At 66.4% G+C, this 17,486-nt stretch carries 19 protein-coding genes; 4 read left to right on the plus strand and 15 right to left on the minus strand.

The features are described from left to right. Positions 1-173: 173 nt before the first annotated feature. The 4 genes from DMX10_RS18385 to DMX10_RS18400 all read right to left on the minus strand — a co-directional run bounded on the left by DMX10_RS18385 (position 174) and on the right by DMX10_RS18400 (position 3,819). Positions 174-1,613, minus strand: a complete 1,440-nt coding sequence (locus DMX10_RS18385; RefSeq protein WP_111262401.1) for a PLP-dependent aminotransferase family protein — start codon at positions 1,611-1,613, stop codon at positions 174-176. Positions 1,614-1,822: 209 nt separating this feature from the next. Beyond that, the gene (locus DMX10_RS18390) at positions 1,823-2,632 is read right to left on the minus strand and encodes an OmpA family protein (RefSeq protein ID WP_111262402.1); all 810 of its coding nucleotides are present in this window, start codon (positions 2,630-2,632) and stop codon (positions 1,823-1,825) included. After that, positions 2,629-2,958 (minus strand): DUF4398 domain-containing protein, encoded by a 330-nt coding sequence (locus DMX10_RS18395; protein WP_111262438.1) that lies wholly within the window; start codon positions 2,956-2,958, stop codon positions 2,629-2,631. The genes DMX10_RS18390 and DMX10_RS18395 overlap by 4 nt, the downstream gene beginning before the upstream one ends. A 39-nt stretch (positions 2,959-2,997) precedes the next feature. Next, positions 2,998-3,819 carry an ABC transporter substrate-binding protein gene (locus DMX10_RS18400; protein ID WP_111262403.1) on the minus strand — a complete coding sequence of 274 codons (822 nt, stop codon included), beginning with the start codon at positions 3,817-3,819 and terminating at the stop codon, positions 2,998-3,000. A gap of 114 nt (positions 3,820-3,933) precedes the next feature. Here DMX10_RS18400 and DMX10_RS18405 point away from each other — a divergent pair, with 114 nt between their 5' ends. Continuing rightward, positions 3,934-4,857, plus strand: a complete 924-nt coding sequence (locus DMX10_RS18405; protein ID WP_111262404.1) for an alpha/beta fold hydrolase — start codon at positions 3,934-3,936, stop codon at positions 4,855-4,857. Positions 4,858-4,918: 61 nt separating this feature from the next. On the opposite strand, the gene DMX10_RS18410 is transcribed toward DMX10_RS18405, so the two are convergent. Both DMX10_RS18410 and DMX10_RS18415 read right to left on the minus strand, forming a co-directional pair. Beyond that, a complete protein-coding gene (locus tag DMX10_RS18410) occupies positions 4,919-5,848 on the minus strand; it encodes an electron transfer flavoprotein subunit alpha/FixB family protein (protein ID WP_111262405.1) in 930 nt (309 codons plus the stop codon). Continuing rightward, positions 5,849-6,598 carry an electron transfer flavoprotein subunit beta/FixA family protein gene (locus DMX10_RS18415; RefSeq protein WP_111262406.1) on the minus strand — a complete coding sequence of 250 codons (750 nt, stop codon included), beginning with the start codon at positions 6,596-6,598 and terminating at the stop codon, positions 5,849-5,851. It abuts the gene before it with no gap. Positions 6,599-6,922: 324 nt separating this feature from the next. Here DMX10_RS18415 and DMX10_RS18420 point away from each other — a divergent pair, with 324 nt between their 5' ends. Next, positions 6,923-8,587 (plus strand): electron transfer flavoprotein-ubiquinone oxidoreductase, encoded by a 1,665-nt coding sequence (locus DMX10_RS18420; protein ID WP_111262407.1) that lies wholly within the window; start codon positions 6,923-6,925, stop codon positions 8,585-8,587. A 58-nt stretch (positions 8,588-8,645) separates the two neighbouring features. Here DMX10_RS18420 and DMX10_RS18425 read toward each other — a convergent pair whose 3' ends face one another. After that, on the minus strand, positions 8,646-9,206 hold the full coding sequence (locus tag DMX10_RS18425) for a DUF1285 domain-containing protein (protein WP_111262408.1): 561 nt from the start codon (positions 9,204-9,206) through the stop codon (positions 8,646-8,648). Between the two features lie 10 nt (positions 9,207-9,216). After that, complete coding sequence (locus DMX10_RS18430) at positions 9,217-9,819, minus strand: DUF4823 domain-containing protein (protein ID WP_111262409.1); 603 nt, start codon at positions 9,817-9,819, stop codon at positions 9,217-9,219. Positions 9,820-10,203: 384 nt separating this feature from the next. On the opposite strand from DMX10_RS18430, the gene DMX10_RS18435 reads away from it, so the two are divergent. Together DMX10_RS18435 and DMX10_RS18440 are read left to right on the plus strand one after the other, a co-directional pair. Continuing rightward, positions 10,204-10,470 (plus strand): PepSY domain-containing protein, encoded by a 267-nt coding sequence (locus DMX10_RS18435; protein WP_111262439.1) that lies wholly within the window; start codon positions 10,204-10,206, stop codon positions 10,468-10,470. Then, positions 10,470-11,018: a cytochrome b/b6 domain-containing protein gene (locus tag DMX10_RS18440; RefSeq protein WP_111262410.1), complete on the plus strand. Its 549-nt coding sequence runs from the start codon at positions 10,470-10,472 to the stop codon at positions 11,016-11,018. Before DMX10_RS18435 ends, DMX10_RS18440 begins: the two co-directional genes overlap by 1 nt. Here the strand turns inward: DMX10_RS18440 and DMX10_RS18445 are convergent. The 7 genes from DMX10_RS18445 to DMX10_RS18475 are packed head-to-tail and all read right to left on the minus strand — an operon-like array spanning position 11,015 to position 17,318. After that, positions 11,015-12,403 (minus strand): sensor histidine kinase, encoded by a 1,389-nt coding sequence (locus DMX10_RS18445; RefSeq protein WP_111262411.1) that lies wholly within the window; start codon positions 12,401-12,403, stop codon positions 11,015-11,017. The two genes, DMX10_RS18440 and DMX10_RS18445, sit on opposite strands and share 4 nt — an antisense overlap. After that, positions 12,400-13,062 (minus strand): response regulator, encoded by a 663-nt coding sequence (locus tag DMX10_RS18450; protein ID WP_111262412.1) that lies wholly within the window; start codon positions 13,060-13,062, stop codon positions 12,400-12,402. The genes DMX10_RS18445 and DMX10_RS18450 overlap by 4 nt, the downstream gene beginning before the upstream one ends. A gap of 8 nt (positions 13,063-13,070) precedes the next feature. Beyond that, complete coding sequence (locus DMX10_RS18455; RefSeq protein WP_111262413.1) at positions 13,071-13,706, minus strand: tetratricopeptide repeat protein; 636 nt, start codon at positions 13,704-13,706, stop codon at positions 13,071-13,073. Further along, the gene (locus tag DMX10_RS18460; protein WP_111262414.1) at positions 13,703-14,509 is read right to left on the minus strand and encodes an SDR family oxidoreductase; all 807 of its coding nucleotides are present in this window, start codon (positions 14,507-14,509) and stop codon (positions 13,703-13,705) included. The genes DMX10_RS18455 and DMX10_RS18460 overlap by 4 nt, the downstream gene beginning before the upstream one ends. Next, positions 14,496-15,179, minus strand: a complete 684-nt coding sequence (locus tag DMX10_RS18465) for a TenA family transcriptional regulator (RefSeq protein ID WP_111262415.1) — start codon at positions 15,177-15,179, stop codon at positions 14,496-14,498. The genes DMX10_RS18460 and DMX10_RS18465 overlap by 14 nt, the downstream gene beginning before the upstream one ends. Positions 15,180-15,187: 8 nt before the next feature. Continuing rightward, entirely contained in the window at positions 15,188-16,654 is a 1,467-nt protein-coding gene (locus tag DMX10_RS18470) for an AMP-binding protein (protein ID WP_111262416.1), read from the minus strand. Further along, positions 16,644-17,318, minus strand: coding sequence for a thermostable hemolysin (locus DMX10_RS18475; RefSeq protein WP_111262417.1), 675 nt, complete (start codon positions 17,316-17,318; stop codon positions 16,644-16,646). The genes DMX10_RS18470 and DMX10_RS18475 overlap by 11 nt, the downstream gene beginning before the upstream one ends. Positions 17,319-17,486 lie beyond the last annotated feature (168 nt).

Here is a 17,486-nt window from a genome sequence, read left to right on the forward strand (position 1 = left end):
GCACCAGTAGACGGGGGCGGCGATCAGGTCGGGTTAAAGGGGTGATGAAATTATTTCCGGGCTGGGCGCGGGGCGTGGGAGCGGTTTCAACCGCGATCGCCGTGCCAGGCCATCGCGGCTGAAACCGCTCCCGCAATAGGGGCACCGGGCTTCAGCCCGGGGCGCGCCTGGTGTCAGAAGAAGCTGCCGGCCTCCTGGCACAGCTGCTTGGCGAGCATGCCGAGGGTCATGATGGCGCGCTCCGCCTCGCGGTTCCACGGGATGCCGCAGTTGAGCCGCACGCAGTGGTTGAACTGCTCGGTGTTACTGAAGATCAGCCCCGGCGCGATGCTGATGCCCTGCTGCAAGGCGCGGACGTGCAGGTCCTTGGTGTTGACCTTGGCGGGCAGGCTGATCCACAGGATGAAGCCGCCGTTGGGCCGGCTCATCTGCGTGCCTTCGGGGAAGTATTGCTGCACCCCCAGCTGGAAGGCGGTGAGGTTCTTGCGGTACTCCTGGCGGATGTAGCGCAGGTGCCGGTCGTAGCCGCCGTTCTCCAGGTAGGCGGCGACGCCCATCTGCGTGACGCTGCAGGCGGAATGGGTACTGAAGGTCTGCAGGCGCTGGATCTCGTCCTGGTACTTGCCGGCGATGATCCAGCCGATGCGCACGCCCGGCGACAGCGTCTTGGAGAAGCTGGAGCAGTAGACCACGCGCCCTTCGCGGTCGTGGGCCTTGAGCGCCTTTGAGGGGCCCTGTTCGAACATCAGCTCGCCGTAGATATCGTCCTCGATGATCTGGATGTCGAAGTCCGACGCCAGGCGCAGCAGCTGCTTCTGGCGCTCCTCGGGGATGGTGCCGCCCAGGGGATTGCTCAGGCGCGAGGTGAGCACCAGCGCCTTGATCGGCCACTGGTTGGCGGCCAGCTGCAGCGCCTCGAGGCTGATGCCGGTGGTGGGGTCGCTGGGGATCTCGATGACCTTGAGGCCGAGCAGGTCCGCCAGCTGCAGCAGGCCGTAGTAGGTGGGGGACTCGGCGGCGATCAGGTCGCCGGGACGGGTCAGCACGCGCAGGCTCATCTGCAGCGCATCCACGCAGCCATGGGTGATCACCACGTCGGTGGGGTTGACCACCACGCCGGCGTCGCGCATGCGGATCGCCACCTGCCGGCGCAGCGGCTCGAAGCCGGGGCTGAACATGTAGCTGAAGGCGCGCGGGCTGTGGAAGCGGGTGACCTTGGCCAGTTGCTGGTGCAGGGCGCGCACGGGGAGGTAGTCCACGTGGGGCACGGCGGCGCCCAGGGGGAACACGCCTTCGCGGCGGGACTCGGTGAGCACCTGGTTGATGATGCTGGCGCGGGTGACCAGGCCGGGGCGCTCGACACGGGCGATGTCCGGGGTGGAGGCAGTCAGGGCCGGGGTCTGGTGCACGTAGAAGCCGGATTGCGGCCGCGCGCGAATCAGGCCCTGGTCCTCCAGGTTGGCGTAGGCCTGCAGCACGGTGGCGTGGCTGACATTGAGCTGCGAACTCATCTTGCGGACCGAGGGCACGCGCTCGCCAGGCTGGTACACGCCGCGACGGATGTCTTCGGCCAGTTGCTGGGCGATGCGTTGATAGAGCAACAGATTGGTCATGGCGGCGGCACCTGGTTCACTGGACCGAAACAGTACCCGAGCAGTAACAAATTGCACCGGTACAGAGCGTTGAATTGTGGGCCATACAGTGCGCTTTCGCCAGTGACTGTATCGTGTCACTCCAACGGGCCCGCCGCTTCCGGCGCAGCTGTACGGGCAATAAAAAACCCCGGGGGCCGAAGCCGCCGGGGTCTTTCGAACGATTGCCGTCAGCGGCGCTCGCCGAGCTTGCCCTTCTCGTCGGAGAACACGATCTCGACGCGGCGGTTCTGCGCCCGCCCGTGGGAGGAGGCATTCTCGGCAACGGGGAAGGCTTCGCCGTAGCCCACCACTTCCATGCGCTTGGCATCGATGCCGAGGTCGCCGAGCACGTCGGCCACCGCCTGCGCGCGATCGCGGGACAGGGCGAGGTTCTCTTCGCGGGCACCGCTGCTGTCGGTGTAGCCCTCGATGCGCACGACGCGACGCGGGTTGATCTGGAGGAACTGCACCAGCTTGAGCAGCGTGCGGTTGGCCGAGGCCTTGAGTTCCGCACGCCCGGTGTCGAACAGCACGTCGCCCAGGGTCATCACCAGGCCGCGGTCGGTCTCGGTGGCGGCGAGGCTGACCATCTGTTCTTCCATCCAGTCGCCCTGCTGCTGGACGCTGAGCAGCTTGGCTTCGCGGAGGGCCAGTTGCAGGCGCTCCTGGTCCATCTGCAGCTTGGCGGCACGCTCCTGGTTGAGGTTGAGCTCGCTGTGCTGGCTGGCGATCTCGCTGTAGCGCTGGCTGAGGTAGGCGTAGTGCTCGACGTCCTGGTCGTTGCCCAGGTAGTTGGACAGGCGCTCGGCGCGGGCCAGGGATTCGCCGGCGCGGATCACGTCCTTGGGCGCACTGCGCAGCACGTCCGGGTCTTCCTTCACCTGCTGGAAGCGGGTACGCGCGGCTTCCAGGCTGTCTTCGGCGCGCTGCGGGTTGGCACAACCGGCCAACAGGCCAAGGCTCAGCAGGAGGCCGCCGAGGGCGATGCGAGGGCTCATTGCATCTCTCCCAGCTGCTTGCGCAGGCGATTGATGCGGGCACTGAGGTCGACCAGCTGGGCCTTGCTCTTCTCGGTCAGCACCTTGGACTCGGCCAGGCGCGCATCCAGTTCGGCCTGCTCGGCGAAGATGCGGGCACGCTTGTAGTCCTGCTCGCCCATGTTCTTCTGCGCGCGGGCGAGTTTCTCTTCGGCCAGCTTCATGTCGGGGCTCTGCTCGGCGCTCGCACCCACGGCACGGGCCTGGGCCACGGCCTGCTCGGTGAGGCGGAGCTGCTCCACGGGAGCGGGGTCGTTGGCACAGCCGGCCAGGGCGAGGACGGCCAGGCCGAGGGCCAGAATGCGTTGTTCGATCACGAGGGATTCCTAGGGTTTCGGGGCGCTGGCCGGCTGCAACTGCTGGGCCTTCCAACGCTCGAGATTGCGCTGCAAGAGGACTTGCGGCACACCTGCGGCGGTCAATTCTGTCATTTTTTTCGCGAGTTGTCCGCGCAGCCAGGGATCGTTGCAGGCCGAATTGTGGGACAGGGTCAGGTACAGGCCCTCGCTGGAGATCGGCGGCTCCAGCGCTTCGAGGTCGTCCGCCATGCCCAGGGTGTCGGCCAGGGCGAGGCCCGGGTAATGCTCGTAGAGCACGTACTCGGTGCGCTCCAGCACCAGCTTCTGGTAGGCCTGGGTCAGGCTCGGGACCTCTTCGAGGGTCAAGTTCGCCTTGGCGAAGGCGTCGAAGGCCTGGCCGAAGCTGTTGTTCACCAGGGTGCCGCCGGTATGGCCGAGCAGATCCTGCCACTGGGTGTAGGGGAAGCCGTGGCCGCGCTTGACCCATACGACGCTGGGCGTGTCGAGGAAGGCCGGGTGGATGTAGTCCATGGTCTCCAGGCGCGGCAGGGTGAGGAAGGCGCCGGCGATCAGGTCCACGCGACCGGTGCGCACCTCATCCTGGGCGCGGGACCAGGGGCCGGTATAGAGGATGTCGATCTTCAATCCGAGTTCGTCGCCCACGCGCTTGAGCAGATCGGCGTTGGCGCCGACCAGCAGCTTGGGGTTCTGCGGGTCGCGCCACAGGTAGGGCGGATATTCCGGGTTGCCCGTGGCGACCAGGCGCTCGCACTTGCCGGCTGCATGAGCCAGCCCCGGCAGCGTGGCCAGGACCAGCAACAACGGGGCGATGAAGGGGCGTATGTGCATCAGGGACTTCCTGGACCGGACCTTGGTTTGGGCGATGCAGCGACTGCGCTGCGTCGCTCTAGCGTCATGCTAGCTTAGGCGAACTGCAATAATTTTTTGCGATAAGGACGCGCCATGAAAAAACTGCTTGTCGGACTTGTGACGGTGCTGGCAGCCCTGGCTGCCACCCTGTACTTCTCCCCCGCCGCCCTGATGACCACGGCACGTTTCGTGGAGTGCCAGCTGGCGGGGCTTTCCACCCGCGACGTGACGGTCGGCGACCTGGATATCGCCTATTACGAGGGTGGCCCGGCCAGCGGCGAAACCATCGTCATGGTCCACGGTTTCGGGGCCAACAAGGACAACTGGCTGCGCATGGCGCGACACTTCACCGAGCGCTACCACGTGATCGTCCCGGACCTACCGGGCTTCGGCGACAGCAGCCGCCCGGCCGGCAGCTACGACGTCGGCACCCAGGCCGAGCGCCTGGCCTCCTTCATCGCCACGCTGGGCGCGGGCAAGGTGCACCTGGTGGGCAATTCCATGGGCGGACACATCGTCGCCCTCTACGCCGCGCGCTATCCACAGCAGGTGCGCTCGCTGGCGTTGTTCGACAACGCCGGGATCACCGCCCCGCACAAGAGCGAGCTGTACGAGCGGCTGGAGCGCGGCGATGCCAACCCGCTGGTGGTGGCATCGGTCGCGGACTACGACCCGTTGATGGATTTCATCTTCGTCGAGAAACCGGCGCTACCCGGCCCCCTCAAGCGCTATCTCGCCGAACAGGCGGCGGCCAACCGCGAACATTACGATCAGGTATTCCAGCATCTGGTGCAGCGCTATGTGCCGCTGGAACCGGAGCTGCCGAAGATCACCGCCCCTACCCTGCTGCTCTGGGGCGACCGCGACCGCGTCCTGGATGTCTCCAGCATCGAGGTGATGAAGCCATTGCTGGCCAAGCCCAGCGTGGTGGTGATGAAGGACTGCGGACACGTGCCGATGATCGAACGCCCCGCCGAGACAGCCGCGCACTACCAGGCCTTCCTCGATTCGCGGTGATTCCCCGGGCAACAAAAAACCCGCTCGATGAGCGGGTTTTTCGTGGGTGCGGAAAGCTGGGTCAGACCAGTTTTTCCAGCTCCGGTACGGCTTCGAACAGGTCAGCCACCAGGCCGTAGTCAGCCACCTGGAAGATCGGGGCTTCTTCGTCCTTGTTGATGGCGACGATGACCTTGGAGTCCTTCATGCCCGCCAGGTGCTGGATGGCACCGGAGATGCCGACCGCGATGTACAGCTGCGGAGCGACGATCTTGCCGGTCTGGCCGACCTGCATGTCGTTCGGCACGAAACCGGCGTCGACGGCAGCGCGGGAAGCGCCGACGGCAGCTCCCAGCTTGTCGGCCAGCGCGTACAGGTGCTTGAAGTTGTCGCCGTTCTGCATGCCGCGGCCGCCGGAAACGACGATCTTGGCTGCGGTCAGTTCCGGACGGTCGGACTTGGCCAGTTCTTCGCCAACGAAGGCGGACTTGCCAGCGTCGCTACCGGCACCGACAGCTTCGATGGCAGCGGAACCGCCTTCGGCGGCAACGGCGTCGAAACCGGTGGTGCGCACGGTGATGACCTTGACCGAAGCCGAGGACTGCACGGTGGCGATGGCGTTACCGGCGTAGATCGGGCGCTTGAAGGTATCGGCGCTCTCGACCGCGATGATCTCGGAGATCTGGTCGACGTCCAGCTGGGCGGCGACGCGCGGCAGGAAGTTCTTACCGTTGGTGGTGGCGGGCGCCAGGATGTGGCTGTAGCCCTTGCCCAGTTCGGCGATCAGCGGCGCGACGTTTTCCGGCAGCTGATGAGCGAAGGCGGCGTTGTCGGCCACCAGGACCTTGGAAACGCCAGCGACCTTGGCGGCAGCTTCGGCAGCGGCGCCGACACCGGCACCAGCGACCAGGACGTGGATGTCGCCACCGATCTTCTGGGCAGCGGCAACGGTGTTCAGCGTGGCAGCGGCCAGGGCGGCATTGGTGTGTTCAGCGATAACCAGGATAGTCATTTAGATTACCTTCGCCTCGTTCTTCAGTTTCTCGACCAGTTCAGCCACGGACTTGACCTTGATGCCGGCGCTGCGGGCAGCAGGCGCTTCGACTTTCAGGGTCTTGACGGTGGAAGCGGTGGAAACACCCAGGGCGTCCGGGGTGACGGTGTCCAGAGGCTTCTTCTTGGCTTTCATGATGTTCGGCAGCGACGCGTAGCGCGGCTCGTTCAGGCGCAGGTCGGTGGTGACGATAGCCGGCAGGTTCAGGGCTACGGTCTGCAGGCCGCCGTCGATCTCACGGGTGACGTTGACCTTGTCGCCGGCGACTTCGACCTTGGAGGCGAAGGTGCCCTGGGCGTAGCCGGTGAGGGCGCCCAGCATCTGGCCGGTCTGGTTGTTGTCGCTGTCGATGGCCTGCTTGCCAAGGATCACCAGCTGGGGCTGTTCCTTGTCGACGACGGCTTTCAGCAGCTTGGCGACGGCCAGGGAGCTGAGCTCTTCTGCGCTTTCGACCAGGATGGCGCGGTCAGCACCGAGGGCCAGGGCGGTACGCAGCTGCTCTTGAGCAGTGGCCGGGCCAATGGTGACGACGACGATTTCACTCGCCACGCCTTTTTCCTTCAGACGGACGGCTTCTTCCACGGCGATTTCGCAGAAGGGGTTCATCGACATCTTGACGTTGGCGAGGTCGACGCCGGAGTTGTCCGCCTTGACGCGAACCTTGACGTTGTAGTCGACCACTCGTTTGACAGCTACAAGAACCTTCATGGATTCCTCGTTACTCTCCGGTGAATAAGAATGTCGCCAAGGACGAGCCTCTGGCGGGTGATGCTCGTCGGCCGGAACCGACGGTCAGCCCATACGGCGAGCGCAAAACCGCCCGTATCTTGACCGTAACGCCTATTCCGGTCAATACGGGAAAATACCCCGCCATAAGCCGCAGAGCCTTATCCTATCAGGCTTCTACAAAATTCAAACAAACGTTTGTATTGGACCGGCCAAAGGGTGTGGATATAATGCGCCAGCTCTGGTCAGGGATCGAGCCTAGCCCTCCCACATAAAACATCGAAGAGAGCCTTGAGGAGAATGACTGTGGAACGCGAATACATGGAATTCGACGTCGTCATCGTCGGCGCCGGCCCTGCTGGCCTGTCCGCCGCCTGCCGACTGAAGCAGAAGGCCGCCGAAGCTGGTCAGGAGATCAGCGTATGCGTGGTCGAGAAAGGTTCCGAAGTCGGCGCCCACATCCTCTCGGGTGCCGTGTTCGAGCCGCGTGCGCTGAACGAGCTGTTCCCTGACTGGAAGGAACTCGGCGCTCCGCTGAACACCCCGGTCAAGCGCGACGACATCTATATGCTCAAGGATGCCGAAGGCGCGATCAAGATCCCCGACCTCTTCGTGCCCAAGACCATGCACAACGAGGGCAACTACATCATCTCCCTGGGCAACCTGTGCCGCTGGCTGGCCCAGCAGGCCGAAGGCCTGGGCGTCGAGATCTACCCGGGCTTCGCTGCCCAGGAAGCGCTGATCGACGAGAACGGCGTGGTACGCGGCATCATCACCGGCGACCTCGGCGTGGATCGCGAAGGCCATCCGAAGGAAGGCTACTACACCCCCGGCATGGAACTGCGTGGCAAGTACACCCTGTTCGCCGAAGGCTGCCGTGGCCACATCGGCAAGCAACTGATCAAGAAGTACAACCTGGACTCCGAAGCCGACGCCCAGCACTACGGCATCGGTATCAAGGAAATCTGGGACATCGACCCGGCCAAGCACGAGCAGGGCCTGGTGGTGCACACCGCCGGCTGGCCGCTGTCGATCATGGGCACCGACAATACCGGTGGCTCCTTCCTCTATCACTTGGAGAACAACCAGGTGGTGGTCGGCCTGATCGTCGACCTGTCCTACTCCAACCCGCACCTGTCGCCCTTCGACGAATTCCAGCGCTACAAGCACCACCCGGTGATCAAGCAGTACCTGGAAGGTGGCAAGCGCGTGGCCTACGGTGCCCGTGCCATCTGCAAGGGCGGCCTGAACTCGCTGCCGAAGATGGTCTTCAAGGGCGGCGCGCTGATCGGCTGCGACCTGGGCACCCTGAACTTCGCCAAGATCAAGGGCAGCCACACCGCCATGAAGTCCGGCATGCTCGCGGCCGAAGCCGTGGCCGAAGCGCTGCTGGGCGGCAAGGAAGGCGGCGACGAGCTGACTGCCTACGTCGACGCGTTCAAGGCCAGCTGGCTGTATGACGAGCTGTTCCGCAGCCGCAACTTCGGTGCCGCGCTGCACAAGTTCGGCCCGGTCATCGGCGGCGGCATCAACTGGCTCGACCAGAACATCTTCGGCGGCAAGATCCCCTTCACCCTGCACGACAACGTGCCGGACCACGCCTGCCTGAAGAAGGCCAGCGAAGCACCGAAGATCAACTACCCCAAACCCGACGGCAAACTCAGCTTCGACAAGCTGAGCTCGGTATTCCTCTCCAACACCAACCATGAAGAGGAACAACCCTGCCACCTGAAGCTCACCGACCCGAGCATCCCGATCGCCAAGAACCTGCCGCTCTACGACGAGCCCGCGCAGCGTTACTGCCCGGCCGGCGTATACGAGGTCGTGACCCAGGAAGACGGCGAGAAGCGCTTCCAGATCAACGCGCAGAACTGCGTCCACTGCAAGACCTGCGACATCAAGGACCCGGCCCAGAACATCACCTGGGTGGCGCCGGAAGGCACCGGTGGCCCGAACTACCCCAACATGTAAACGCGATGAACGAAAAAGGCCCCTCGGGGCCTTTTTTGTTGCCTGCGAAAAGCCCCTGTCAAGGCTCCTCGCCGATCGGGAAGAACTGCCCGCCGGACCAAACGCCCAGCCAGTTGCGCCCATCGAGCTCGCGCACCACCGCCAGCTCCACCAGTTGGTAGAAGACATTGCGATGGATCAGCGCCTCCAGGTTGGTGCGCACATGAACGTAGGGCGCCGGCTCCTGGGTGATCGGGTCGGTCTCGACCCGGATCGGGTGCTCGGCGCCCGCCTCCACCTCGTCCTCGACATTGGTGACGAAGCGCAACACCTGCGCCTCGCCCTCCCCGCTCACCTCGACGCTCACCGCCACGAAGGGCGCATCGTCGACGGTGATGCCGACCTTTTCCACCGGCGTGACCAGGAAATAGTCGTCGCCATCGCGGCGGATGATGGTGGAGAACAGCCTGACCATCGGCTTGCGGCCAATGGGCGTGCCCAGGTAGTACCAGGTCCCGTCGCGGGCGATGCGCATGTCGATATCGCCACAGAAATCGGGGTTCCACAGGTGCACCGGCGGCAGCCCCTTCTCCTTGGGAATCTGCGCCAGCAGATCGCCTGCCTTGCCCGGGTCGTTCATCACATCCTCCTCAGCGGCCCAGCCCCATGAGGCTGCGCGCGTATTGTCTCAACGGCGGCCCGATCAGATCCTCGGGCTTCTGGTCATGAAAGGTGAACAGGCCACCCCGGTGGGTGATCCGTGCCGTGTCCACCAGATAGCGGTTACCGGTTTCGATCAGCATCAACTGGATGACGCCGTTATCGACACCGAGCCGATCCACCGCCTCCTGATCCTCCCACTCCTCCACCGTGCCGATGCGATCATCGGCATCGGCGAAGCGGCTGTAGAGCAGGTAGTTGGCCCCGAGCGAACGGGCCTCGCTCATCGCCTGCTCCAGGCTCACCGGCTGGCTCGCACGGCGCACCAGCGGGAAGTATTCGACGAACCCCTTGAAGGCCTCCTCGGCCACCACGTTCGCCCTGGTGTGAGTGCCGCCCTGGGGCATGAAACTGCTCTGGGCGATATAAATGAACGAATCCGGCTGCAGCCGCCAGGACATCGAGCGATAGGTCTCGCTGTGATCCAGCAGCCCGGCGTCGCTCATCTGCTCGCGAGCGCCGAGGGTCATGTCGCTGACCTTCATGCAACCCCCGAGTGCCAGCAGCGCCAGCAACAGCATCAAACTACGCATTCTCAAATCCTCCACGGCCGGCGACGAAAAACCGGCACTCGGCGCAGCGATGCAGCTTCCGCGCCATCACGTACCACGCCGCCAATCCGGGTCGCCCCCGTAGCCCGGCACAGCCCCTCGAGCGCCTGCCAGCGCGCCCGCGCAAGCCGCTCCCGCGCATTGCGGCCCTGCGCCAGGGTGCGCAGCGGGCTTTCCATCCGGGGCGCGGCACCGTCGAAACCCTGGCGCGAATCGGCCCCTGCAAGAGCAGACCCCGGGAGCCAGGAGAGATGCAGGCGGCACAGCCTCCATCAACCGCGCCCGAATGTCGATATAGCGCCCCTCAGAATCCCTTAAGCTTCGGCGCGCAGAGTGAAGCCTCCCAACTCCATCGAGGACTTCATCATGCGCTACCTGCTGCTTCCCGCCCTGCTCATCGCCAGCACCGCGGCCCTCGCCTCCCCCCAGTGCACCACCGCCGAACGCTCCACCTGGAAGGACCCCGAGCAATTCCAGGCACAGCTGAAGGAACAGGGCTACCAGATCAGCAAGTTCAAGATCACCTCCGGCAACTGCTATGAGATCTACGGCTTCGACAAGGACAAGCGCAAGGTCGAGATCTATCACGACCCGGTCACCGGCCAGCCGGTCAAGAGCCGGGTGGAAAACTGATGGGCGGGGCGACCATCCGGCTCTGGGACCCCGTCGTCCGCCTGTTCCATGCCTCGGTCGCCGGCGCCTTCTTCGCCAACTACCTGTTCACCGAGGAAGGCGACGCCTGGCACACCTGGCTGGGCTACTACGCCTGCTTCTGCCTGCTGGTGCGGGTGCCGTGGGGCTTCATCGGCCCACGCAGCGCCCGCTGGCGCGACTTCTGGCCGACCCCCGGGCGCCTCGCCGCGCACCTGCGCGCCCTGCGCAACCGCGCGCCGCACCACCGCCTGGGGCATTCGCCCCTCGGCGCGCTGGTTATGATCCTGATGATGCTGTCCATGGCGCTGCTCGGGCTCACCGGCTACCTGATGCAGGAAGTCGATGCGCTGTGGGGCGCCGAATGGCCGGAGGATGCGCATCGCTGGATCGCCAACGGCCTGGCCCTGCTCGTGTCGCTGCACATGGCCGCCGCCGTGTTCGAAAGCCTGCGCGTGCGCGACAACCTGCCGCTTTCGATGATCACCGGTCGCCGCCGCCCGCTACCGGGCGACGACGAGCCCCACTAGGCTGCGGGCCGCCCGGCCGCCCCCGTGAAGGGAAACTCCAGGGTGGCCCGGGCTCCGCCGCCGGGCCGGTTTTCCAGGCGGACGGCACCGCCCAGGTGCTCCATGATGGTCCGCACGATGGGCAGCCCGAGGCCGGCGCCTCCTTCGTGGCCATCGCTGAAGAAGCGCTCGAACACCACCGCCAGGCGATCGGCCGGAACACCGGGTCCCTCGTCCTCCACCGACAGCTCGACATGCCCCTCGCGAACGGTGAGGCCGACTTTCACCACGCCATCGACCGGGGAGAAATTGACCGCATTGCTGACCAGGTTCTGCAGTGCGATGCCGATGCTCATGGCGTCGCCCCGGACATGGCAGGCGCCCGGCTCGATGTCCAGCACGGGCTCCACGTTGCGCTCCAGTATCCAGGGCGTCATCTCCACCAGCGTGTCCATGGCCACCTTGGCCAGGTCGACATCCTCCAGGTGGCGCTGGCCGAGCCGCGGCTCGATCCGCGCCAGGGTGAGCAACTGGTTCACCACCCGGCTCAGCCGATCCACCCCGCCGATCAGAAAGCCCAGCGCCCGAGCCCGGTCTTCCTCGGTCCGGGCCTCCTCCACGTTCTGCGCATGCAGGCGGAGAATGGCCAGCGGCGTGCGCATTTCATGGGCCGCATCCGCGATGAAGCGCTGCTCGCGCCTGAGCAGGTCGGCGACCTGGCTGAGCAGCCGGTTGATGGCGGCCTGCATCGGCTCCAGTTCGCTGGGCAGGGGCGCCAGCTGCAAGGGCTCGAGCGACTTGGCATGGCGCCCGCGGATGACGTTCGCCATGTTCTGCAGAGGCTGCAGCCCCCAGCCGATGGCGAACCACACCAGCAGTGCCAGCACCAGAGCGCCGAACAGGAACGGCAACAGGGTATGGCGGACGATGCGCCCGACCAGGTCACCGCGGACATCCTTGCGCTCGCCCACCCAGATCGACACCTGCTGCGCCGGCACCGGCAGCAGGAAGCCACGCCACTGCTTGCCCTCGATGACGATGTCGGAGAACCCCGGAAGGCGTTGCGACGGATCGATCCGTGGCGCACTGGGCGTATGCACCAGAAGCTCGCCACCGTCGCGCCAGACCTGGAACGCCAGCTTGTTCTCGTAGGGGTGCCCGACACCCGGCCTGCCGGCCTGGCGCAGGGCCTCGTCGAAGGCATCGTAGAGCCGCCCCCGGTCGGCGGGCGCGAGCGGCAGGCTCATCACGCCCTGCAGCAGGCGGGCGTTCTGGGCCAGATGGGCGTCGTAGACCTCGGCGATCTCGTGGCTGCTGTCCCGGTAGTTGTAGTGCGCCAGGAGGCCGGTACCGAGGATGAGCAGGATCACCACCCGCCAGAGGGTGCGTTGCCGCAACGACGTCATAGTCTGTTTTCCACCAGGTAACCGATCCCGCGGACGGTCCGTATCAGCTCGCTGAACAGCTTCTTGCGCAGGTGATAGATGTGCACCTCGAGGGTGTTGCTCTCCGCTTCCTCGTCCCAGCCGTACAACAGCTGGGTCAGGCGCTCGCGGCTGAACACCTTCCCCGGTTGTGCCAGCAGCTCGTGCAGCAGCAGGTATTCGCGCGGGGTCAGCACGACCGGCCGGCCCTGGTAGTGGACCTGCTGCGAGACGGGGTCGAGGCTGACTCCGCCATGCTCGATCAGCACCTTGGCACGGCCGCTGCTGCGACGCAGCAAGGCACGCAACCGCGCCTTGAGCTCGTTGAGGTCGAACGGCTTGATCAGGTAGTCGTCGGCCCCCGCGTCGAGCCCGGCGATGCGATCCTCCATGCCATCGCGCGCCGTGAGCACCAGCACGGGCAGCACCGACCCGCTGCCACGCAGGCGCTTGAGCACGTTGATGCCATCCATCCGCGGCAAGCCGAGGTCGAGGATCACCAGGTCGAAGTTCTCCTGGGTCAGTGCATGCAATGCGCTGGCGCCATCCTGCAGCCAGTCGATGGTGTACCCCTCCTCGCGAAGGCCCGTCCGCAGGCCCTCCCCCAACGCAGTGTCGTCTTCAACCAGCAACAGGCGCATGCCCAGTCCTATTTGTCCTTGAGGGTCTTGAGTAAAGCATCGATCTCCTCCCGCCGCCCCTGGTCAGCCAGCTCGCGACCAGGCCTGGGAGCGGCCTGCAACGCGCGCTCCAGGGCCTGCCTCGCCTCGGCGAAGCGGTCCTGACGGTACAGGTGGTCCCCCCAGAAATACAGGCTGTCGATGCCATCGGGATTCAGGCGCAGCGCCTCCTGCAACAACGTCTCGGCCTTCTCGGCATCGCCGAAGCCGATGGGCCAGCCGGGGACCCGGTCATAGAGGGCGGCCAGGCTGGTGTAGGCGGAACCCTGCAGGGCCTTGGGGTCCAGCGCCAGCGCCTTCTCGAGGCTGGCCCGGGCGTCCTTCACCTTGCCCAGCGCCCCGAGGCCACCCTCGGCGCCGGCCCAGCTGCTGGTGACGATGCCGTTCCAGATCCAGGCCTCGGCGGCGGTCGGCTGCTGGCGGGTGAAGGCCTGGGTGTCGGCGGCCAGCCTGGCGAACGCCGCCGCGCGCTCCGACTCAGCCGTGCGGTACTGGATCTGCGCCCAGCGCGTCTGGATATCCGCCAGGCGCTGCTGCCCGGCACCGTCCAGGGCGAAGGCGAAGGATGACGCGAAAAGCAGGCCGATGAGCATCAGTCGTTTCATTTGCCGATCTCCCCCGCCCCCGGGCGGCTGTGGTGACGAATCAAGGGCAGTTGCTTGCGCAGGGCGCGGTCGACCAGCCCCGGCAGCAGGTGGTTCAGGCGCACGAACAGCTTCTCCGGCCAGCCCAGGTAGAGCTCGCGCAGATTGCGCTCGATCGCCTCGAGCACCGCGATGGCGACGTCGCCGGGGTCGTCGGTGCCGACCTTGAGGGCATCGTTGAGCGCCCTGGCGGCAGCGCCGTTCATCGCGGTGCGGGTCGCGCGCGGCGCAACATAGAGGACATCCACGGCCGTGTCCGCCAGCTCGCGGCGCAGGGCTTCCGAGAAGCCGCGCAGGGCGAACTTGCTGGCGCAATAGGCCGCATAGCCGGGGTAGCCGATCGAGCCGTAGGTGGAACCGATGTTGGTGATCAGCGCGTGCTCCTGCCGGCGCAACAGCGGCAGCAACAGGCGGGTCAGCTGCAGGGTCGCCTTGACGTTGAGGTCGAGCAGCTCCGCGATGCCCTCCTCGCTGGCCTGCTCGAACAGGGCGAAGTGGTTGATCCCCGCCGCGTTGATCAGCAGGTTGGTCCCGCCCATCTGCCAGGCAGCGCTCAGCACGTCCTGGCGTCCGGAAGCCTGGTTGAGGTCGGCCTCCTGCCAGCGCAGCTGGTTGGGGAAGCGCTGCCGCAGCGCCGCCAGGCTGCCCTCGTGGCGACTCACCGCCAGGACCTGGGCCCCCGCCTCGCACAACTGCTCGGCCAACTGCAGGCCGATCCCCCCGCTGGCGCCGGTGAGCACGGCACGGCAGTCAGACAAGCGCATGACGCACCTCGTCGCGGACGCTGGCGCGCGGCAGGCCACGGAACATGTCCGCATAGAGCCCGTAGACGACCCTGGAGGTCCTGATGACGGCCTGCTGGTCCTCCGGCTGGTCGAGGCGGTCCATCAACTGGCGGTAGGTGGCCATGTGGTCCTGGTCCAGCTCGCCGTGGGAGCTCAGGTAGCTGAAGGCATTGGCGGGCAGGTCGAGGGACGTACGGATGCTGCCCGCCGCGTGGGTGGCCAGGGCGATGCTGGTGCCCTCCAGCACGTTGACCATGCCGAAGAGCCCGACCGGGTTGTGCCGCGCGATGGTGTCGTAGAGGTAGGCCACCATCAGCTCGATGGGCAGCGACGGGCTGCCGTTACGCACCTGCTCGGGGTCGCCGCCGCAGACCTCGATGTCATTGAGGATCCACTGCTCGTGGCCGTACTCCTCGTCGATGTATTCGCACACCGCCTTGCGCAGCCACTCCAGCCGGCTGGGCAGGCGCGCACCGCAGGCCATCATCAGGGGCGCCGTGTGGCGGACGTGGTGGTAGGCCTGGGTCAGGAAGGCGATGTAGCCCTCCAGGCTGACGGTTCCGCCCAGGGCATCGCGGATCACCGGGACGCCGAACAGCGCCTGGCGTTCCTCATGGGTTGCAGCTTGCAGCGAGTCGAAGAAAGACATGGTGGGCCTCATTCGTTGGCGAGTTGGTTGAGAAGGGTCTGGTAGCGGACGTAGATCGCTTCGCGACGCGGCCGGCCGTTACCGGTTAGCAGCCCGTTGGCGGATGTAAAGGGTTCGGCCAGCCGCACCCAGCGGTGCACCCGGGCGTAGTCGGGCAACGCACGGTTGCAGCGCTGCACGGCGGCCTCCAGCTGCGCGTCGGTCGTCTCCGGGGACAGCGGCCAGAGCAGCGCCAGGTTGTGGGCGAGCCCCTCCCCCTGGACGTAGGCCTGGAGGATGGTGCCGTCCTGGGTCAGCTCGGCCTCGACCCACTCCGGGTTGACGTTGCGACCGAGGCTGGTGATGAACTGGTTCTTCTTGCGACCCAGGATGTGCAGGTAGCCGTCGGCGTCGAAGTGCCCCAGGTCGCCGGTCGGCCACCAGGCGGACACCGGCGGCGGCTCGCCCAGGTAGCCGAGCAGGGTCGAGCCCCGCACCAGCACCTCGCCATCCTCGGCAAGGCGCACCTCGACATGGGGCAGCGGACGCCCGACCGTGCCGGGCCGGTTGGCCTCCGGGCGATTGAGGCAGACCACGGACGCGCACTCGGAGAGGCCATAGCCCTCGAACACCGGCAAGCCGATGGCCTGGGCACGCGCCAGCAGGCTCGCCGAGACCCGCGCCCCGCCCACCGCGACGAAGCGCAATGCACCGACCTGCGTGAGCCCGCGCTCGATGGCCGTGACCAGGCCCAGCAACAGCTGCGGCACGAGGATCAGGCTCTGCGCGCCACTGAGCAGGATGCAGCTCAGCAGCCGCTTGAGGTCGATGCCGCTGGCCCCGCTCATGCCCAACTGGTCCAGGGGCAGCAGCGTCACCTCGGCGCCGGCGATCAGCGCCGCGTAGACGCCCAGGTTCTCCAGCAGCACGCCCAGCGGCAGCACCGCCAGGTAGCGGCTCGGCCCCGTGGAGCGACTGGCGGCTTCGAGCTCCCGCGCGACACGCAGCAGCGACTCGGCCGACAGGCATACACCCTTGGGCGTGCCGGTGCTGCCGGAGGTGTAGGTGATCTTGGCGGTGGCCGCCGGCAGCATCGCCGGCGCGCTGACCGGGCGCTTCCAGAATCCCTCGCTGAACAGGTAGCCCAGCGCATGCAGCTCGTCGGTCAGCGCCTCGCCAGCGAGCACCAGCGGCGCCTGGCTCAATTGCAGGCAATGGGCCCGCTGGGACGCAGTGAAGAACGGCGGCAGCACGATGCAGGGGCGCTCGCTGAGCAACGCGGCCAGGTCCCACAACAGGGCCTCGGGGCCATTGTCCAGGAGCAGCGCGATGGGCCCCGCCGGCTGCGCGCGCAGCCGCGACTCACGCACGGCCAGCTCATCCAGCAGTTGCGCATAGGTGTAGCGGTGTTCGATGCCACGTATCGCGCAGCGCTGCGGCTCGCCCCCGGCATGCTGTTCCAGGAGCTGGCGGAACCAGCGGGTATCAGGCCGCATTACCGTTCTCCCCCTGCAGCAGCGGGAAACCCAGGCGCTGGAAGATGCCTCGACGCTCCAGCTCGGAATGGCCGTGCTGGATGTCCCCGGCGAACACCTGCGGGCGCTGCTCGTAGTAGGTGCCCCAGTTGCTGCCCGGGTCGTCAAGGCGCTCGGCATCGGCGTGGCCCAGCACCATGGGTTCGAGCCCGAGGCGGTGGAAGCTGTTGACCAGGGTGGAGGTGCCGGTGAACGCCACCCAGCGCAGGCCTCTTGCGGCCAGCAGCCAGGTCACGGCGATGATCAGCAGCCGTGCGCCACCGGCCGACAGCGACGCAAGATTGCCGACCTCGACCAGGGCCGCCCGGGGCACCTCGCCCACCCGCGGCGCCAGCGCAGCCTCCATCGGCTCATCCAGGTACTGCTCCAGGAACAGTTGCCCGGTGCTGGCCAGACGGATGCCCACGGCGGCGTCGAGGGTGGCCCGGCCGTCGTAGAGGCCGAGCATCTCCGGCAGGAAGTGCTGGATATCCGCACCATGCGCCTGCTTGAAGCCACGCTGGACGAACAGCTCCAGCTCCGCGCGCCCCGGGTCCCCCTGCAGGTGCAGGTCCAGGAAGGCGTGGCGCTCCCCCAGGCTGCCGAAGTGAAGCGGGAACAACGATTCCCATTGCGACTGGATCATGTCTGGCCCCCAACGTGCGTTTCGATGGGGGCGAGTATCCGCAGCCAATCTGAATGGAGTCTGAAGCGAGCCCGGGCCGACGGCAGGTCGGCCGCAGGCGACGTCATTGGCCGGGAAGCCAGGCAAAGGGCCATCTATAGTGAGGAGGCAACAGCGAGTCGGCTTCCT

Origin of the sequence: Pseudomonas sp. 57B-090624 (assembly GCF_003234055.1) — a bacterium.
GTDB lineage: Bacteria > Pseudomonadota > Gammaproteobacteria > Pseudomonadales > Pseudomonadaceae > Metapseudomonas > Metapseudomonas tohonis.